Annotated in this window: 18 protein-coding genes; 14 read left to right on the forward strand and 4 right to left on the reverse strand. The window is 63.2% G+C overall.

What is annotated here, in order from left to right; genetic code table 11:
- Positions 1-15: 15 nt before the first annotated feature.
- The 3 genes from NKH60_RS22225 to NKH60_RS22235 form a co-directional block, all read right to left on the reverse strand.
- Positions 16-1,452 (reverse strand): multicopper oxidase family protein, encoded by a 1,437-nt coding sequence (locus NKH60_RS22225; protein ID WP_352873328.1) that lies wholly within the window; start codon positions 1,450-1,452, stop codon positions 16-18.
- A gap of 124 nt (positions 1,453-1,576) precedes the next feature.
- Positions 1,577-1,960, reverse strand: coding sequence for a hypothetical protein (locus tag NKH60_RS22230; protein WP_352832036.1), 384 nt, complete (start codon positions 1,958-1,960; stop codon positions 1,577-1,579).
- Positions 1,961-2,059: 99 nt separating this feature from the next.
- Positions 2,060-2,473, reverse strand: coding sequence for a MerR family transcriptional regulator (locus NKH60_RS22235; protein ID WP_502907761.1), 414 nt, complete (start codon positions 2,471-2,473; stop codon positions 2,060-2,062).
- Between the two features lie 75 nt (positions 2,474-2,548).
- On the opposite strand from NKH60_RS22235, the gene NKH60_RS22240 reads away from it, so the two are divergent.
- On the forward strand, positions 2,549-4,750 hold the full coding sequence (locus tag NKH60_RS22240; protein ID WP_352832032.1) for a heavy metal translocating P-type ATPase: 2,202 nt from the start codon (positions 2,549-2,551) through the stop codon (positions 4,748-4,750).
- Positions 4,751-4,781: 31 nt separating this feature from the next.
- Positions 4,782-5,378, forward strand: a complete 597-nt coding sequence (locus NKH60_RS22245; RefSeq protein ID WP_352452320.1) for a cation efflux transmembrane domain-containing protein — start codon at positions 4,782-4,784, stop codon at positions 5,376-5,378.
- Between the two features lie 302 nt (positions 5,379-5,680).
- Here NKH60_RS22245 and NKH60_RS22250 read toward each other — a convergent pair whose 3' ends face one another.
- A complete protein-coding gene (locus NKH60_RS22250; RefSeq protein WP_352817350.1) occupies positions 5,681-6,103 on the reverse strand; it encodes a hypothetical protein in 423 nt (140 codons plus the stop codon).
- 191 nt (positions 6,104-6,294) lie between these two features.
- Here NKH60_RS22250 and NKH60_RS22255 point away from each other — a divergent pair, with 191 nt between their 5' ends.
- The 12 genes from NKH60_RS22255 (at position 6,295) to NKH60_RS22310 (ending at position 17,435) form a co-directional block, all read left to right on the forward strand.
- Positions 6,295-7,107 (forward strand): class I SAM-dependent methyltransferase, encoded by an 813-nt coding sequence (locus NKH60_RS22255; protein WP_352832029.1) that lies wholly within the window; start codon positions 6,295-6,297, stop codon positions 7,105-7,107.
- A 569-nt stretch (positions 7,108-7,676) separates the two neighbouring features.
- Positions 7,677-9,212 (forward strand): DUF2778 domain-containing protein, encoded by a 1,536-nt coding sequence (locus NKH60_RS22260; RefSeq protein WP_352832026.1) that lies wholly within the window; start codon positions 7,677-7,679, stop codon positions 9,210-9,212.
- Positions 9,213-9,398: 186 nt separating this feature from the next.
- Complete coding sequence (locus NKH60_RS22265; RefSeq protein ID WP_352832024.1) at positions 9,399-10,184, forward strand: ThuA domain-containing protein; 786 nt, start codon at positions 9,399-9,401, stop codon at positions 10,182-10,184.
- Positions 10,185-10,239: 55 nt separating this feature from the next.
- A complete protein-coding gene (locus tag NKH60_RS22270) occupies positions 10,240-11,298 on the forward strand; it encodes a Gfo/Idh/MocA family protein (protein WP_352501304.1) in 1,059 nt (352 codons plus the stop codon).
- A gap of 24 nt (positions 11,299-11,322) precedes the next feature.
- On the forward strand, positions 11,323-11,748 hold the full coding sequence (locus NKH60_RS22275) for a GFA family protein (protein ID WP_352873334.1): 426 nt from the start codon (positions 11,323-11,325) through the stop codon (positions 11,746-11,748).
- A 170-nt stretch (positions 11,749-11,918) separates the two neighbouring features.
- On the forward strand, positions 11,919-13,592 hold the full coding sequence (locus NKH60_RS22280; RefSeq protein WP_352873336.1) for a LuxR C-terminal-related transcriptional regulator: 1,674 nt from the start codon (positions 11,919-11,921) through the stop codon (positions 13,590-13,592).
- A gap of 208 nt (positions 13,593-13,800) precedes the next feature.
- Positions 13,801-14,481: a hypothetical protein gene (locus NKH60_RS22285; RefSeq protein ID WP_352501301.1), complete on the forward strand. Its 681-nt coding sequence runs from the start codon at positions 13,801-13,803 to the stop codon at positions 14,479-14,481.
- A 225-nt stretch (positions 14,482-14,706) separates the two neighbouring features.
- Entirely contained in the window at positions 14,707-14,877 is a 171-nt protein-coding gene (locus NKH60_RS22290) for a hypothetical protein (protein WP_352501300.1), read from the forward strand.
- A 327-nt stretch (positions 14,878-15,204) separates the two neighbouring features.
- Positions 15,205-15,732 carry a c-type cytochrome gene (locus NKH60_RS22295; protein ID WP_502893757.1) on the forward strand — a complete coding sequence of 176 codons (528 nt, stop codon included), beginning with the start codon at positions 15,205-15,207 and terminating at the stop codon, positions 15,730-15,732.
- 230 nt (positions 15,733-15,962) lie between these two features.
- Complete coding sequence (locus NKH60_RS22300; protein ID WP_352541235.1) at positions 15,963-16,172, forward strand: LuxR C-terminal-related transcriptional regulator; 210 nt, start codon at positions 15,963-15,965, stop codon at positions 16,170-16,172.
- 108 nt (positions 16,173-16,280) lie between these two features.
- The gene (locus tag NKH60_RS22305; protein ID WP_352832016.1) at positions 16,281-16,943 is read left to right on the forward strand and encodes a hypothetical protein; all 663 of its coding nucleotides are present in this window, start codon (positions 16,281-16,283) and stop codon (positions 16,941-16,943) included.
- A 39-nt stretch (positions 16,944-16,982) separates the two neighbouring features.
- Positions 16,983-17,435, forward strand: a complete 453-nt coding sequence (locus NKH60_RS22310; protein WP_352832014.1) for a nuclear transport factor 2 family protein — start codon at positions 16,983-16,985, stop codon at positions 17,433-17,435.
- The last annotated feature ends 258 nt before the right edge of the window (positions 17,436-17,693 follow it).

The raw sequence follows: 17,693 nt of genomic DNA on the forward strand, positions 1-17,693 counted from the left end.
TTGGGTGGCGAAAAATCAGGTCACGCGGAAGACGGTCATCAGACCCGCCATCTGGTGGTCGGCGACATGGCAGTGCAGCATCCAGTCCCCGGGATTGTCGGCGACGAAGGCGCATTCGATCACATCCTTGGGGGCGAGCAGCACCGTGTCCTGCCATTGGCGGTGCGGCACCGGCGAACCGTTGCGCGAGATGACCGACAGGCTGAAGCCGTGGACATGCATCGGGTGCCACCAGGCGGTTTCGTTGCGCATGGTGAGATGGCAGGTCACACCGCGTTTCAGCGTGAACTGCGGCGCCATGCCGGCATGGCCGTCGCCGGTCATCGACATGCCGTTGATCGCCCAGGCCGCACCGCCGTTCATGCCCATCATCCCCATGCCCATCATGCCGCCGACGCCCTTGAGCTTGCCGCCGCCCATCATGCCGCCCTGCAGCACGATTTCCTGGCGCTCGGCGCCAGCGAGGTCGGGCTGGGGCAGAGGGTTGCGCGGCAGGCCGGCTGGCGCGTCGAGCGGATGCGCCCTGATCGGCGGCGCTGCGTCATAGGCCAGCGTGGTCAGCGTATAGGCGAGGCCGTCGTAGAAATCGTCGATCACCGCGTGGCGGCTGCCGGGGTGGCCCTGCATGTCGAGCACGATGTCGATGCGCATGGCGGGCGCCAGCACCAGGCGACCGCCCTCCGGTTCATGCGGATCGCAGGGCTGGCCGTCGATGGCGACGACGACCGGACGGTGGCCTTCGAAGCGCAGCGCCATCATGCGGGCAAGCGAGGCATTGGCGAGCCGCAGCCTGACGCGCTCGCCGGCCTTCACGCTCCGATCGCCTGGCCCCGTGCCGTTGACGGTGACGACATTGCCGACGCGGCCCGACATCGACGCATCCATGGCGCTGCCGAAGCCGCCGGCGATCTGCCCATTGGCCGCAAGCCGCCAGTCCTGCAGCAGCCACAGAATGTCACGGTCGACGGCGACCGGCTCGACCTCCTCAACGACCAGTGCGCCGGCAAGGCCTCGGCCGAGCTGGACCAGGCTGTCGGCGTGCGGATGGTACCAGAAGGTGCCGGCGTCCGGCAGTGTGAACTCATAGACGAAACTTTGCCCCGGCCCGATCGGCTTCTGGGTCAGGCCCGGCACGCCGTCCATGGCGTTTGCCAGGCGAATGCCGTGCCAGTGGACGGTCGTATCCTCGTCGAGACCGTTCTCGACAGTGATGCGGACCGGCTGGCCTTGCCGCAGGCGCAGGGTCGGGCCGGGAATTGTGCCGTCATAGGCCCATACCGTGGTTTGCGGACCACCTGCGTCGATTAACCGGGCATGGGCTGGCGCGACCTTGATACGGCGCTCATCAACTGCGGCTGCTCGCGCCGGGCGCATCGACGTCGAGACGGCGACGCCCGCCGCCGCAAGCAGGAACCCGCGGCGCGACAGGAAAAGACTGGAATTGCTATTCACCCTTACGTTCCTTGCGATCTCGATCGACGGCGAGCGTCGACTGATTGCTGTCCGCGCCCGTCGCGCATCAACGCGAGCGGGCGACCGGACGCCGGACATCAGCCGTGGGACGGCTGAAACGGCGTCAGACGAGAGCGCTGGGTCTTGGAGGGTATGGGTCGGGCAGGGAACTTCGCCCGTGCAGGAACGGCGCCGGCAGCGGCGATATTTGCGACGGCAGCGGGGTCGTCGTCATCTCGAGCTTCTGCGGCAGCAATGCAAGCGCCGGCGCAATGCAGGTCGGCGGGCAGTATATCCCCTTGCCGTCACCGCCGGCACCCTTGAGGCACCCCTTGCAGTCACCCTTCATGGCGGCATCGGCCATCTTGCCCATGCCGGGCCCCGCAGGCATGGTCATGCCATCGCCGGCAGCCATGCCGGCCGTCATCGTTGCCGACATGATGCTGGCCTGTGCACCGGACAGGCTGAGCCCCACGGTCAGGAAGACCGCGAGCAGCGTGACAAGCATGTGTTTTGGCGACAGCCGAGCCAACATCTGCTCAGGCTGACCGCAAAGTACGGTTTTTGCAAGTGCCAATGCTGTGACATAGCGACCAAGGGGAGCCAATCAGTGCCGGGCATGCTCGCATTTATCGTGATCCGCCAGCACCTCGATGACACGGCATTCGCAGATTTTTCGGTGCCGGCAGCCTTCGACCATATGCTCCAGCTCGGCTTTCAACGCTGTAAGGCTGCGTATCCGCTGAACCACGTCGGCCAGACGCGCCTTGGCAATGGCGTCGGCGGTCGCACAAGGCTGGCTGGGATTATCCTGCAGCGTCAGCAGCGCCCTGATGGCTTCGATCCCGAACCCCAACTCGCGCGCGTGCCTGATGAAGGCGAGCCGGCGCAAGTCTGCCGCTTCATACTGCCGGCGATTGGCTTCGCTGCGGGCAGCGGCAGGAAGCAACTCGATCTGCTCATAGTAGCGAATGGTTGGAACCTTCACGCCGCTGTGTCGGGCCGCTTCACCGATGGTCATACCTGTTGACATTTCGCTTGCTCCTCTAGTCGCTAGAGAATGTAGCGTCGCGCTCGAAGATACAAGAGGTTCACCATGGCTGCGACCAAACAACAGACCCGCTACCGCGTGGAAGGCATCGATTGCGCCGGTTGCGCCAGCAAAATCGATACGGCCGTGCGGCGGATGCCTGGTGTTCAGGACATCAACGTATCCGTTTCGGCGGGCACTCTGACGGTCACTCATACTCCCGAAAGCAATCTCGGCGCGATCGAGAGGAAGGTCACCGGCCTCGGCTACGCCGTCGCTCCGCTGACCTCCAAGTCTGGGACGCCGGCGTCCGATCAATCCGCCGACAACCATGCCGACGGAAGGCGCAATCACGACGAGACCGTAGCGGGGTTACATGACAACGATGATGCGCCGGCGTCGGAGCTATGGTGGGACAGCGCCAAGGGCCGCCTGGCCATCGCCAGCGGGGTCGCCTTGGCCGTGGCTTTCGCGATTGATTACGCCTGGCCCGCAACCGGCCCGTGGGCCTTCATCGCCGCAATGCTGCTCGGCCTGGCTCCGATCGCGCGCCGAGCGGCCATGGCCGCAGCGGCAGGCATTCCGTTCACAATCGAAATGCTGATGACTGTGGCGGCGGCCGGGGCCGTCATCATCGGTGCCGGCGAGGAAGCGGCGACGGTGGTCTTCTTGTTCCTCATCGGCGAGTTGCTCGAAGGGGTTGCGGCCGGCAAGGCACGGTCCAGTATTCAAGCGCTCACGGTCCTCGTTCCCAAAACCGCGTTCGTCGAGAAAGGCGGCCAGACCCGCGAGGTGCCGGCAGAAAGCCTGGCTGTGGGCGCCATCATCCTCGTGCGGCCGGGCGACCGGATTCCGGCTGACGGCGAGATCACCCAAGGCGGGAGCGCCATCGATGAATCACCCGTCTCCGGTGAAAGCGTGCCGGTGCGCAAGGACGTCGGCGACACGGTCTTTGCCGGCACTATCAACGGCGACGGCGTGCTGCGCGTCAAGGTGACGGCGACCGCCGCAGACAACACGATTGCACGCGTGATCAAGCTGGTCGAGGAGGCGCAGGAAAACAAGGCGCCGACCGAGCGCTTCATCGATCGCTTTTCGCGCTGGTACATGCCCGGCGTTGTCGCCGTCGTGGCGTTCGTGGCCGCCACACCGCCGCTGCTCTTGGGCGGCGATTGGAACGAATGGATATACAAGGGGCTGGCGCTGCTGCTCATCGGCTGCCCGTGCGCGCTGGTCATTTCAGTTCCGGCGGCGATCGCGGCGTCGCTTTCGGCCGGAGCCCGGCGCGGCCTGCTGATGAAAGGTGGGGCGGTGCTGGAAGGGCTCGCGACCATCAACGCCGTGGCGCTCGACAAGACCGGCACGCTGACGCTCGGCAAGCCACAGGTCACCGATGTCGTTGCGGTGGGTGCCAGTGAACGCGACATCCTTTCGCTCGCGGCAGCGCTTGAGATCGGCTCGAGCCATCCCCTCGCTTTGGCCATCCTCCAAAGGGCCAAAGCCGGCAACATTCCCGTGCCGCCTGCCGCCGAAGCCAAAGCGATCGGCGGTAAAGGGGTTATCGGTCGTGTCGGCGGCAAGAACCTGTTTCTGGGCTCGCCAGTCGCGGCGGGCGAGATAAACCTGCTGCCAGCAGACCAGGCGGCACGCATCGTGGCATTGAACGATGAAGGCAAGTCAGTGGCGGTGCTGCTTGTAGACAACGCGCTGGCCGGCTTCATTGCCATGCGCGACGAACCCCGGCCGGATGCTTTCGCCGGTCTAAAGGCGCTGACCAATGCAGGCATCAGGACAGTCATGCTAACCGGCGACAATAAGCGCACGGCGGCTGCCATCGGCAAACAGCTCGGCATCGAGGTGCGCGCCGAACTGCTCCCTGAGGACAAGCAGCGCATCCTCGGCGAGTTGAAGGGGCAGGGGCTTAGGGTAGCCAAGGTCGGCGACGGCATCAACGATGCGCCGGCACTTGCCGCGGCCGATGTCGGCATTGCCATGGGCGGCGGCACCGATGTGGCTCTTGAAACGGCTGACGCAGCGGTGCTGCATGGACGCGTCGGCGACGTTGCGGCCATGATCAGGCTGTCCCAAGCAACCATGGCCAACATCAAGCAGAACGTCACCATTGCGTTGGGCCTGAAGGCAGTGTTCCTGGTGACGACGATCGCCGGCATCACCGGCCTCTGGCCCGCCATTCTCGCGGACACCGGGGCGACGGTGTTGGTGACGGCCAATGCCATGCGGCTGTTGCGTTGGAAGAGCAGCTGGTAAGAGCGACAACGGCATCGTGTTAGGACAGACCATGCAGCAAGCCATTGCGTCGGACGGCCTTCGCCGGGTGGTGCTTGTCGTCGCACTGCTGAACCTGGGTTATTTCGGCATTGAATTCGCTGTCGCGCTGGCGATCGGCTCGGTGTCGCTGTTCGCCGACAGCGTCGATTTTCTGGAAGATGCCTCGGTCAATCTCCTCATACTGCTCGCCATGGGATGGTCGCTGCGTGCCCGCTCGCGGGTCGGCATGGCGCTGGCGCTTATCCTGCTGGTGCCGGGCCTGGCGACGCTGTGGACCGCGTGGGAAAAGTTCAACATGCCGGTGCCGCCGCAGCCAACGGCGCTGACGCTGGCGGGATTAGGCGCTCTGGCGGTCAATCTGTCGTGCGCCTACATGCTGGCGCGCTACCGCCATCACAGCGGCAGTCTTACCAGGGCGGCATTCCTCTCGGCCCGCAACGATGCGGTCGCCAATATTGCGATCATACTGGCCGGATTGGTGACGGCCTTCCTGTGGCGCTCGGCGTGGCCGGATTTGATCGTCGGCCTGGGAATCGCGGCACTGAATGCAGATGCGGCGCGCGAGGTCTGGGAGGCAGCTCGGGAAGAGCACCGGGCCGTTTCGTGAACTCCAAAACGCTCAGCGCGCTGCCGCATTGCCAATCCGCCAATGCAGGCCCCTATACCGGCCAGCAGTCAGCCAGAAACTTGCGCGATCTCTAATATAATCGCACCCTTTCAAAGCGGTCGGAGGGAGAACCGCCCATAAGCAAAAAACGGGAGGAAAAACCATGAACAGCATGAGCCTCACCACACTTGGACGAAGTCGACCGGGTTGAAGCGGTGAAACGATGAACCGCACAAGGCCACGCACGTCATCAAAAGGCCCGCGCCTCCGAAGAGGACGCGGGCCGATTTCGTCGGTATGCGCTAGGCAGGTATCAAGACGGCGATGCGGTGGATGCCGACCACCTTGCTGGTGTTGGCCGCCGCGTCGGTCTTGCCCTTGGAGCAGGTATATACGTCACCTTCCTTGAGCTTGAATTCCTTGTCGGCCTTCTTGATCGTGAATTCACCGGCGGCAATGGTGCAGACCATGTCGTTGTCCATCACCATTTGAGGGGCGGCTGCTCCGGGCTGAAAGACTATATCGACAATTGAGATGCTCTTGTAGGCGGGGATATCGGAATTGCCGGTGCCGACCTCGACCAATCTGACGCCGGGTGCAATCTCCTTGCCTTCCTTCGGGCCGTATTTCTTCACCTTTGCCGCCGCCGCCAGCGTGAACAAAGGCGTTACCGCTGCCGCCGTCACGCCGAGAGCAATCGCGGACCTGCGATTCATGGTTTTCATCGCGTCCTCCCATTTTATGTTTGGCCACGCACCAATGCGCATGACCACAATATATTAACACATATGCAGATAATTGCAGCACGGCGTTTCGGAGCTTCCGGGAGCGAACCGCCTCCCGGTCGAATGCGACCGAATAGCAAACAATTCCATGCTATGCTGACGAGCCATCAAACGGACGGCGGGGGATAGCAATGTTGGAAACGGACAAGGTATTCGCCGGCTCAATTCCGGAAAACTACGACCGCTATATGGTGCCGTTGATTTTCGAGCCGTTCGCCGCAGATCTTGCACGACGGGCAGCGTCCTTGTCGCCAAGCGCCGTTTTGGAAACCGCCGCGGGCACCGGGGTTGTCACCCGCGCATTGGCGCCAAAACTGTCGCCCGGTGCAAGCTATGTCGTAACCGACCTCAACCAGCCGATGCTCGACTACGCCGCTTCGCGGCAAGCTCCCGACGATCGCATCAAATGGCGTCAGGCTGATGCTCTGGCGCTACCGTTCGAAAATGCGGCCTTCGATCTCGTTTGTTGTCAGTTCGGTGCGATGTTCTTTCCCAACCGCTCATCTGCCTATCGCGAAGCGCGGCGAGTCCTGAAGCCCGGAGGACATTTTCTATTCAGCGTATGGGATCGCATCGAAGAGAATGTATTTGCGGACGATGTGACGAATGCCCTGGCGAGGATTTTTCCGAACGATCCACCGCGCTTTCTGGCACGCACGCCGCATGGCTACCACGATACGGCACTGATCCGTAGCGAGCTGGAGGACGCAGGTTTTTCCGGTGTGGTGATCGAGACGAGAGCCGAACAAAGCCGTGCCTCCTCGCCCCGCGTTCCGGCCGTTGCATATTGCCAGGGCACTCTCCTTCGCAATGAAATCGAGACCAGAGAGGCGGGAAAACTGGACGCTGCAACCGACTACGCCGCAGCCGCGATTGCTGACAGGCATGGCAGCGGCGAGGTTGCTGCCAAAATCCAGGCTCACATAGTGGTGGCTGTGGCCTAGGTGTTGGATATCCCGCTCCGGCACTTCGCGACATTCAGCTGCTGTGCGGCAAACATCTTGCCGCTATCCCGAATTCTCAGAGGTTAACGTTCATTCGCCCGAGTGGCAGGTCGACAAGTGCCAGGTCGATAATCGCCGGTTTGACCGATCGCCGGGGCTTGATGGCGGCGGCTACCGGCCGCGCGATTCCCGTCGGCCCGGCTTCACTTTGGCAGCCATGGCCGACTCCGCCCAGCAAGGTCTAGTCATTTCGCTTTCTTGACTCGGCCGACAAAAACGGGCAGCAAAGTCATCATTGGAGGGCAGTTTTGCCAACTATGCAGGTTTTGGAGGGCGTTTTTCGGTGTGACCGTCGCCCAATCGGCGGTCGGTAGAGGGATTGGTTAACCAACTTTGTCCATCTTTTGAATCAATCGGCAACAGACGCAAAGCGTGCTGGGGGCACCAGGCGAACTGTGAATGTCACGGCTGCGAAATCCGCTAGCCGGCATCGGCCGATTGAGAGTGGTTGAATGGCGTTTGTAAGTGCGAAAACCCGGGGTGACAGTCCTGCAACTGGATTGACTTCGATGAGGCCCGGCCTGCGCTGGGTCGCGGTTCCGGCCGTCGGCGCAGCCATTGCTTTATGGTCGGTGGCGACCTTGGCCGGCCTTTATTCAGTGGGAACCTCGCTCAGCGCCGCTTCCAACGGTCTCCCGCAAAGCCTGCTCGCGCCGCGCACCATCGCGCTCGCCGATCCTCGCCGCAGCCTTGCAAAGGCGCAGGCCCCGACATGGGCCGCAGCAAACGCGGCGCTGTCGGCCAAGCTGCTGCAGCACGGATGCGATGCCAACTGCCTGCAGTCGGCGTCGAACTTCGTCCACCAGGGAAAATCGGCCCGCCTCAAGCGCAACACCGTGCCGCTTGTCGCTGATGCGTCGCGGCAATCGAGCTTCGACGACGTGGTTGCCAAGGCCGCGCTGTCGCCGCAAAAGCTTGCCGCCGCCTTTGCCCGTGCCTCAGCCGGCTCTCCCGTCATGCTCGCCAGCCTGCCGGCCGACGCCCGGTTCGCCGAGCCGGTACGCATACCCGACCCGAACGGCCCGGCGTCAGTGCGCTTCGGGCCCGCGGTGGCGGAGATCGAACGCTCGTCGCGCCTTGCGCTGGCGCTGGCGAATACATTGCCGGAGCAGATGATCGACGTGCTCCCGGCAGCCGTCGCGGCAAGCGAGCCCGCGGCTTCGCAAGAGCCGCAAGAACCTGAGGTCCAACTGGCCTCGCTGCCGCCGCAAGACGACATGCCCGACAGCATTCCGCTGCCGACGCTGCGTCCGCGGGCGGACATCGATAAGCTGGCCGAGGCGCCGCGGGCTCAAGCGTCAAGAGATCAGGCGCCAAAAGACCAGGCGCGAAAAGATCAGGCGCAAAAGGATCAGGCATCGAAAACGGAGCCGCCCAAGGCGCAGGCCTCCAGGACCGCCAAGGCGAGCAAGGTGCAGACGGCCGACGCTCCGCCGGTCGAGACGCAACCCGGCAGCCTGTCGCCTCGCAATTCGTCACAAGCGGCAGTGCCGGGTGTATCGGGCAAGCCGGGCAAACGTTCGAAGACGCAGGGCGGCGACATGCTGGCCTATGCCAAGCCCGACATGCCTTCCGGCGGACTCGGCGGAGCCTTCAGGAACCTGTTCACCACGCCCAACATGGGTACCGGCGTCGCCGTCTACGACATCTCGGCCAAGACCGTCTATATGCCCGACGGCTCGCGGCTGGAGGCACATTCGGGACTGGGCGCGATGGTCGACCAGCCACGCTACGTCCACAAGAAGAATGTCGGCCCGACGCCGCCGGACACCTACAATCTGACGATGCGGGAATCGCGCTTCCACGGCGTTGAGGCCATCCGTCTGACGCCGGCCAGCGGCAGCAACAAATATGGCCGCGACGGCCTGCTCGCCCACACCTACATGCTGCGCGGCGGCCGCGCCGAATCGAATGGCTGTGTCGTCTTCAAGGACTATGCCCGCTTCCTCGCCGCCTACAAGAAGGGCAAGATCAAGCGCCTCGTCGTGGTGCCGCGCCTGTCGAAGCCGCTGACACGCGTCGCCCAAGAGGGGCGAGGGGCTTAGGTCGCTCGCGGCAGCCCTTCATGGCTTCGTCATCCCAGGGTCTTCGCGACGCCGCTTCGCGCCTGCTCCGCCCTGGGATGACGAAGCTGGGGAGGTTTGGCCAATCTCGAAGGTTTTCAATCCCGTCCAGGGACAGTATGAGTGGCCGGTGGGGCGGCTCCGGCTTCAAACAATCACGAGGACATCATGACAATACGCGCTGTCGTCTGGGGCGAGAATATTCATGAGCGGACCAACGAAGTGGTCGCGGGCATCTATCCTGAGGGCATGCATGCGACGATCGCCAATGCACTGAAGCTCGACCCGGAAATATCAGTGTCCTGGGCAACGCTGGAGCAGCCGGAGCATGGGCTGCCGGCCGACCGTCTGGCCGAGACCGACGTCTTGCTGTGGTGGGGACACAAGGACCATGGCGCCGTCGCCGACGAAGTGGTCGAGCGCGTGGCGCGCCGCGTCTGGGAAGGCATGGGGCTGATCGTTCTCCATTCCGGCCATTTCTCGAAGGTATTCAAGAAGCTGATGGGCACTCCCTGCACGCTGAAATGGCGCGAGGCGGGCGAGCGCGAACGGCTCTGGGTGACCAGCCCCGACCACCCGATCGCTGCCGGGATCGGCGAGTATTTCGAGCTCGAGAACGAGGAGATGTATGGCGAGCAGTTCGCCGTGCCGGAGCCGCTCGAGACCGTGTTCATCTCCTGGTTCCAGGGCGGCGAAGTGTTCCGGTCGGGGCTGACCTATCGCCGCGGCGCCGGTAACATCTTCTATTTCAGGCCCGGCCACGAGACCTATCCGACCTATCACGACGCCAACGTCCACAAGGTGCTGCGCAATGCGGTGAGATGGGCGCACAATCCCCAAGGCTCCAATCCAGCCATCCTCGATGCGCCGAACGTGCCGGTGGAAAAGGCGCTCGAGCCGATCGTCGAGCGCGGCGGAAAGCTTCATTCCGCTGGCGAAACCGGCTTCCGCTAGACGACAAATCCATGATCGAACAAGAAGATAAAGCCCTGTCCTAAGGATACGAATCATGCGTCTGTTGATACTCGGCACCGGCTGGATGGCGGAGGAGCATGCCAGGCAGTTCGGCAAGATCGAGGGCGTCGAACTGATCGGCGCCGTCGATCTCGACCGTACGCGCGTCGACAAGTTTTCGGACATCTACGGTATCCCCAACCGCTTCGCGTCGCTGGACGAGGCGCTGGCATGGGGCAAGTTCGACGCGGTGGCGAACGTGACGCCCGATCGCATCCACCATCCGACCACCATGACGCTGATCGCGACGGGCAAGCCGGTGCTGTGCGAAAAGCCGCTCGCTGAAAATTACCAGAGGGCCAGTGAAATGGCCGATGCGGCCGAGCGGGCCGGCATCATCAACATGGTCAACCTGACCTATCGCAATGTCGCGCCGCTGCAGAGAGCGCGCGCCATGGTGCTGGCCGGCGAGATCGGCACGGTCAGGCATGTCGAGGCGTCCTATCTGCAGAGCTGGCTGATATCCAAGTTCTGGGGCGACTGGCGCACCGATCCGAAATGGCTGTGGCGGCTGTCGCGCGGCCACGGCTCCAATGGCGTGCTGGGCGACGTCGGCATCCACATCCTCGATTTCGCCAGCTATGGCGCGGCGCTCGACATCGACCATGTGTTCTGCCGCCTGCGGTCCTTCGACAAGGCGCCTGGCAACCGGATCGGGGAGTACGAGCTCGACGCCAATGACAGTTTCACCATGGCGCTCGATTTCAGCAATGGCGCTTTCGGCGTCGTCCATGCCAGCCGCTGGGCGACGGGCCATCTCAACGAGCTCCGACTGCGCATCTACGGCGACAAGGGTGGCATCGAAGTCGTGCACAATCTGACCGGCTCGGAGCTGAAAGCCTGCATCGGCGAGGATGTCGAGAACGCCAAATGGCAAGTTCTGGACGCCGGAACGGTGCAGACCAACTACCAGCGCTTCGTCGATGCGGTGCGCAGCGGCGTCCAGGCCGAACCGTCGTTCCGGCATGCTGCCGAATTGCAGAAGGTCCTCGATCTCGCCGTCGTCTCGGATGAGAAGCGGGCCGAATTGAGCACCCACGCGGATGCGCAGTGAGGTCATTTCAGGAGTCTAGCAGCCATGGTCACGCGTCGCGCCGAATGTTCCTGCGGTCAGCTATCGGCCATTTGTTCGGGCGAGCCGGTGCGCGTCTCCGTCTGCCATTGCCTGGCCTGCAAGCGGCGCACCGGCAGTGCCTTCAGCTTCAATACGCGGTTTGCCGAGAATGACGTATCGATCGAGGGGCGGGCAGCGGAATTCTCGCGCGCCGGCGAGGAGGGTGGCCGCGTCATCTACAGCTTCTGCCCGGATTGCGGCACCACCGTCCACTACCGGATCGACACCCCAGCCCGGTCTGACCGCCATCCCGGTGGGTGCCTTCGCGGACCCTGCGTTCCCATCGCCCTTCCGGTCCTTCTACCACGAGAGCCGGCGCTGCCAGTGGGTCGAGATCCGAACCGAACCTTTGGGGACGTTCGGCTGAAGCCGCTGGTCGCCTCCGGCTGACGTTTTAGGTCAAAACCCGATCACTCTGAACGACCGAGTTCGACCCGTTTCAGTCGTCAGGGACATTCCCCGTTCAGAGCGCTTTAAGTGCATTCCGGTCATTCGCGTTCGAGCATGCTATACTGCACCTTGGCTCCAAAGCAGCCATTGATGGCTAGGAACCAATGCGGATGGGCAGGTCAGATCGACAGCAATTCAACAGCGGCTCCTTGCAGGAGGCGGACCAGCTCGTGCTCGGTCGTGAGGCTTACGAGGAAAGGGCGTGGGACGACGCCTATCGGTTCTTCTGGCGTGCCGGCGAAGCGGCTCCGCTCGCAGTGGACGATCTCGAACGGCTGGCGATGTCGGCCTATTTGACCGGGCGCGACGAGGAGTACCTGCGGGCCCTGGAGCGAACCCATCATGCATATCTGGACGCGGGCGAGTGCCATCGGGCCGCCCGCTGCGCCTTCTGGCTTGGCCTGCGCCTTGTCTTTCGTGGGGAGATGGCTCAGGCGGCCGGCTGGTTTGGACGGGCGCATCGGCTGCTCGAACGCGAGCCACATGATTGTGCCGAACAGGGTTACCTGATGCTGCCCCACGTCGAACAGCATCTTGCTTCGGGCAACCTTGAAGCGGCCTACGCTGCGGCGAGCGGCGCAGTCGAGATTGGCGAGCGCTTTGCGGACGTGGATCTGGTGGCCTGTGCACGGCATTTGCAGGGCCGTGTTCTGTTGCGCCAGCGGCGAACCGCGGAAGGTTTCGCGCTCCTCGACGAGGCGATGGTTTCGGTCACGGCCGGCGAATTGTCTCCGCTGCTTACCGGCTTGATCTACTGCAGCGTGATCGAAGCGTGTCAGCAAGTCCATGCTCTGGGCCGCGCACGCGAATGGACCTCCGCCCTGGGGCGATGGTGCGCCGAACAGCCCCAGCTGATCAGTTTCAGCGGCACCTGCCTGATGCATCGCGCCGAGATCAAGCGGCTCAGCGGCGCATGGCAGGACGCGATCGACGAAGCGCAGCAGGCCGTGGAGCGTTTGACGCAGTCGAACAATCGGAGAGATACGGCTGGAGCATGGTACCAGCTGGCGGAAGTATACCGCCTTCGCGGAGACTTTGACGTGGCCGAGCAGGCATATCGGAGTGCAAGCCAACATGGCTTCGAACCGCAGCCGGGCCTTGCCCTGTTGCGGTTGGCCGAAAGGCACATCGATGCGGCTGCGGCCGCAATCCGGCGCGTCATGGGCGCGACGACCGACCAACTGAAGCGCATTCGGCTGCTGCCTGCTTACGTCGAGATCATGCTGGCGGCTGATGACATCGAGGAAGCACGGCGTGCCTGCCACGAACTGGCGGACGTTGGAGAAAGCTACGGAACCGAACCGCTGCGCGCCCTTGCCGCTCACGCGCGGGGAGCGGTGGAACTGGCAGAAGGCGAAGCGCAGGCTGCATTGACTTGGCTGCGCCAGGCACTCGAGGGGTGGCAGCAAGTCGAAGCGCCATACGAAGCAGCGCGCGTAGGCGTCATGATAGGCCAGGCTTGCCGCGCCCTCGGTGACAACGATGGTGCGGAACTGGAGTTGCAGGCAGCCCGGACAGTGTTCCGGCAGCTCGGTGCCATGCCGGACCTTTCTCGTGTCGATATCCTGCTTGGCATGCGATCAGACGGAGCCCGCGGCCTCTCTGCCCGTGAACTGCAAGTTCTCCGCCTGGTCGCTGCCGGCAAAACCAACAAGCAAATCGCCAACGAACTGGATTTGAGCGGGAAGACAGTGGACAGGCACGTCAGCAATATTTTCAACAAGCTTGACGTCCCCACGCGCGCTGCCGCCACCGCCTGGGCCTACGAGCACCGCCTGGTTTGAGCAGGTCTGGCATGGGTCGAATCACCCATGCCGTCATCGGCGCCCATTGGGTGGTTCGCCCGAAGCGCCGCCCTCCCTTCCGCGCTAGCTTGCACTCGAAATCGATCGGCCATGGATGCGCGGCGCCACGGCGCAGCTCGCCCACAGATCGCGAGACGGACGCAGTGATCGCGCTGCGAACATCCGGCCACAATGAAGGGAAGTAGCGATGTCGCATGCCGATACCGGAATGCGGGTCGCGGGCGCCTGGCTTGCGATCGCTTCTGTACTCTTGGGTTTCGTCCTGATCGGTCACGGGCCGATTAATCCCGACCTCGCCCAGCAAATGCAGGCCATCGCCAGTGGCGTCACCCTGTGGGTGGTCGTGCATTGGGCCGCCGCGGCAGCACTTTCGCTGTTCGTCGTCGCGAGCCTGATCGTGCTGACCGCCGGCTCTCGACTGACCGAACGCTGGTGGACCCTATCCGCCTGGGCGGTGGTGGCCGTCGGCGCGCTCTGGACGATGACAACCGCCGTGGCCGAGGCCACCACCGTCGCCGATGCCGTCGCCGCCAACGACATGGCGCGATTCGCGGTCTGGTGGGCCTTCGCCGAGGGCAAGGCCAACGGCTTCATGTTCCTCTGCCTGGCGGTTGCCGTGATCGCCGGCAATGAGACGCTGAGCCGGCAACAGGTAACGCCGACCTGGGCGTCACTGGTCGGAGTCGTGGCCGGGCTTGGTGCCTTCGTCGGATGGCCGCTGGGCATGTGGTTCGGCATCGGGCTGGGCAGCCTCGTCTGGGTTGCGTCGTCTTTTGTAATGGCCCTGTGGACGTTGTGGTTCGGGTTGGGGCTCGCGCGAGCCGAGAACAGCGTGTCGAAAGCTCGCAGCGCGAGCTTCAGCGCGTGAGCACCCCAAGAGGCCAGCGGCGTCCTATCAACATCAGGGAGGTCATGATGACTCACGTTGAAGGTTACACCGCCACCCCGGCAGCAATTGAAGATAGCGCCGATGTCAAAGCTGAAGGCGTGCGGCAAATGTCGGCTATTGTTTAGGGTTACGGATGCCGGCCAACAGGTGTTGGCTTGGCGCGAGGGCCGGCGTCCGAAAGCCTCCAGGGAAAGAACCCGCGGGATGGAGGGCGTGGTTCCGGCGCTATGGGGATTTGACGGTTCCGCGTGGTTCGCGGTGGGTGCACTGATGCGGCTGACAGGTGGGACTGCTCAGGTTGACAGGCGCGCGCGGCCGGCCGAGGCGGCGCATGATGCGGTGTGGCGGCTGAAGAATCCGGTCGCCTGCGGCTGACGTTTCAGGATCAAACCCAATCACTCTGAACGACCGAGTTCGACCCGGTCCGACCGTCAAGGCATTTCAGGCGACGAAGTCGATCCATCAACGTGCGTGGCTCGATCGCGCCAAAAGAAGGCGTGTGCGTCGGCTGAGCAAGCTCCGTCACAGCTGCGCTCAACGGGTCGCGACAAGTGCCGACCATCCAATTGATCGCTGATGGTTACTACGTGCTGGCCATGCTAGAATTCAGCGTCCTCGACGTGGTTAAAATCGGGGAATTGCGACCGGTTGACGGCGCGGGAGGTCGACGGACAAACACGAACAGATCACAGGGAGGAAGCAATGTTTCGGACACCAGTTCATCTTGCATTCTTGACAGCGTCGATTGTTGCCCTGCCATCTTACGCGGCCATGGCCGATGACACACAGATCGCGCGCGGCGAATATCTGGTTACGATTGCCGGCTGCAGCGACTGTCACACATCCGGTTACTTCTTCGGGAAGCCCGACATGTCGCGCTTCCTCGGCGGTTCGGACGTGGGCTTCGAGATTCCTGGTCTTGGTGTCTTTGTCGCCCGTAATATCACCCCTGACAGGGAGACCGGTATCGGAAGCTGGACCCCGGAGCAGATCGTCACCGCGATCCAGACCGGCGAACGGCCGGACGGCCGCATCCTGGCGCCGATCATGCCTTGGCGCGACTTCGCGCATCTCACCGCGGATGACGCCATGGCGATCGCGGCATTCCTCCAAAGTGTGAAGCCGGTCAGCCACCAGGTTCCCGGCCCGTTCAAACCCGGGGAAGCGGTGTCGACGTTCATGATGCGGATTATGCCGCCGGGGGAAGCCGCAGCCGCTGCAACGAAGTAGGGCGGCTTTGATCGGAACGAGATTTTTAGTCGAATAATGGGTGAATGTCCGCCTTGGAGATGATGAGGCCGATATCCGAACGGCAGAAATGGGGTCGATTCGAGCCGTTGCGCGAAGGGCCGCTTTTGAGAAGCGCCATGAATGTCGCGATATTGGCGCTACCTACTCGTTCCCATCGACGAGACGAATGGCAGCATCCACCCTTCCCCCGGTCCTCGGCGGCGGACGCGATGAACGGCTCGATTGAGCCCGAAACGAACTTCTGTCACATCGGTAACCTGCCGCCACCTCCTCAAATTGCCCGCGAGCTCGGTCTGAGCCAGCGGACGGTAGACCGTCACGTTAGCGATATCCTGACGCGGCTGAACGTGCGCACGCGCGCGGCAGCCACGGCCTATGCGGTCGAGCACGGCCTGATCGGCATGGTCGTATCTGGGTAATCCTACCCAAGCCAAATTTCTCGCTGCGTGGGTACTTACGCCGAAGCGGGCAACCGTGGCGCGGGTCTAAACCTCATGGCGTGGTAAAGGCCACAGGAGGTTTTCCCGATGCCAACGAATAATAACAGCATGAGCGGGCCGGGCGGTGTCTGGCTCGCCACCGGAACGCTGCTGCTGGCGGCTGCGCTCGTCTTTCACGGGCCACCGGACGCGGATTTGTCTGTTCAGATGCAGAATATCGCCGAGGGCCATGGGCGATGGGCTACGGTCCATTGGACGGCGGCAGCGGCGCTGTTCCTGATCGCCGGCGCTTCGTTCCTGAACCTGGCGCTCAACCCCCGGGTTCGGCGTTCGCCGATGCTGAGTTCCGCCTGGATGGTGATGGCTCTCGGCGCCCTGACTACGTTCTCCACCGCAGTCGCCGAGGCATCGGTGGTCGCGGTCGCGGCCGACCGGGGTGACACCAACGCCTTCATGACCTGGTGGGCGTTTTCCGGCGGCATGGGTAACGGATTCTGGGCGCTAGCCCTGGCGACAGCGCTTGTCGCGTATCACGATGCCCGCGACAACGTTGGGATACTGCCCCGATGGGCCGCGATCGTCGGCTCGGCGTTCGGTATCCTTTCGGCAACCGGGTGGACACTCGGTGAGCAGCTCGGGATCGGCATCGGAGGTCCGATCTGGCTGATTTCCTCGCTTCTCATGTGCCTGTGGCTCGCGTGGTACGGGCTGTCCTCAAGCAGCGTCCGGTCGGGGCAAGCCACGGCGTAAAGCGCCTGATCCAGCATCATCTTGAGACAGGAGGAAAAAATGTCCCTTCAAACGAAGGAAATCGAGGCGACGATCCACGACATCCACGGATTCTTCACCGACTGGGTGGCGGGCCGATGCCCTGGCGACGATGCGACGTTCAAGAAGAACGCGCTCGACCGGATCAGCGACGATCTGGTCGCCATCATGCCGGGCGGCAGGGCGTTCGGGAAAAATGATTTCGCAGGTTACATGAAGAGCATCTACGGATCGAATCCGGCCTTCCGTATCAAAATACGCGACCTCCGGATCAGCCATCAAAGCGCCGACCTGGCGGTCGTGAACTACCACGAATGGCAACGCGACGCGAAGGACTCTGATCAACCGAACAATGGCCGGGTCACGACGATGGTGATCCGCGATCGCGGCTACCGCCGGGGGCCCGAGATCTTGCAAGTTCATGAAACCTGGCTCCCAGCCGATGTCGTTCAGTCCGCGGATTTCGCGTTCTGAGAAGCGTCGGTCCGAAACGGGCAGAGAAAGGAATTGCGCTGGCGGCACCATCGGCTCTGCCGGCGTCATGGAGCCAGAACTGTGCTTCTTTTCAGCCCGAATTGATCCACATTCAACGTCCGGCTAGCCCAGCAAGCCGGCCATTCCATGCGTTCGCGTGGAGCGTCGGCTCGCCACCGATAGTGTTGAAGAAGTCGGCGATGAAGCCGTGGATCCACTCGCACCGAAGCGTCTTGATTAAGGTCGACGCGACCTCCT

The organism is Mesorhizobium sp. M1006 (assembly GCF_040318825.1).
Classification (GTDB): domain Bacteria; phylum Pseudomonadota; class Alphaproteobacteria; order Rhizobiales; family Rhizobiaceae; genus Mesorhizobium.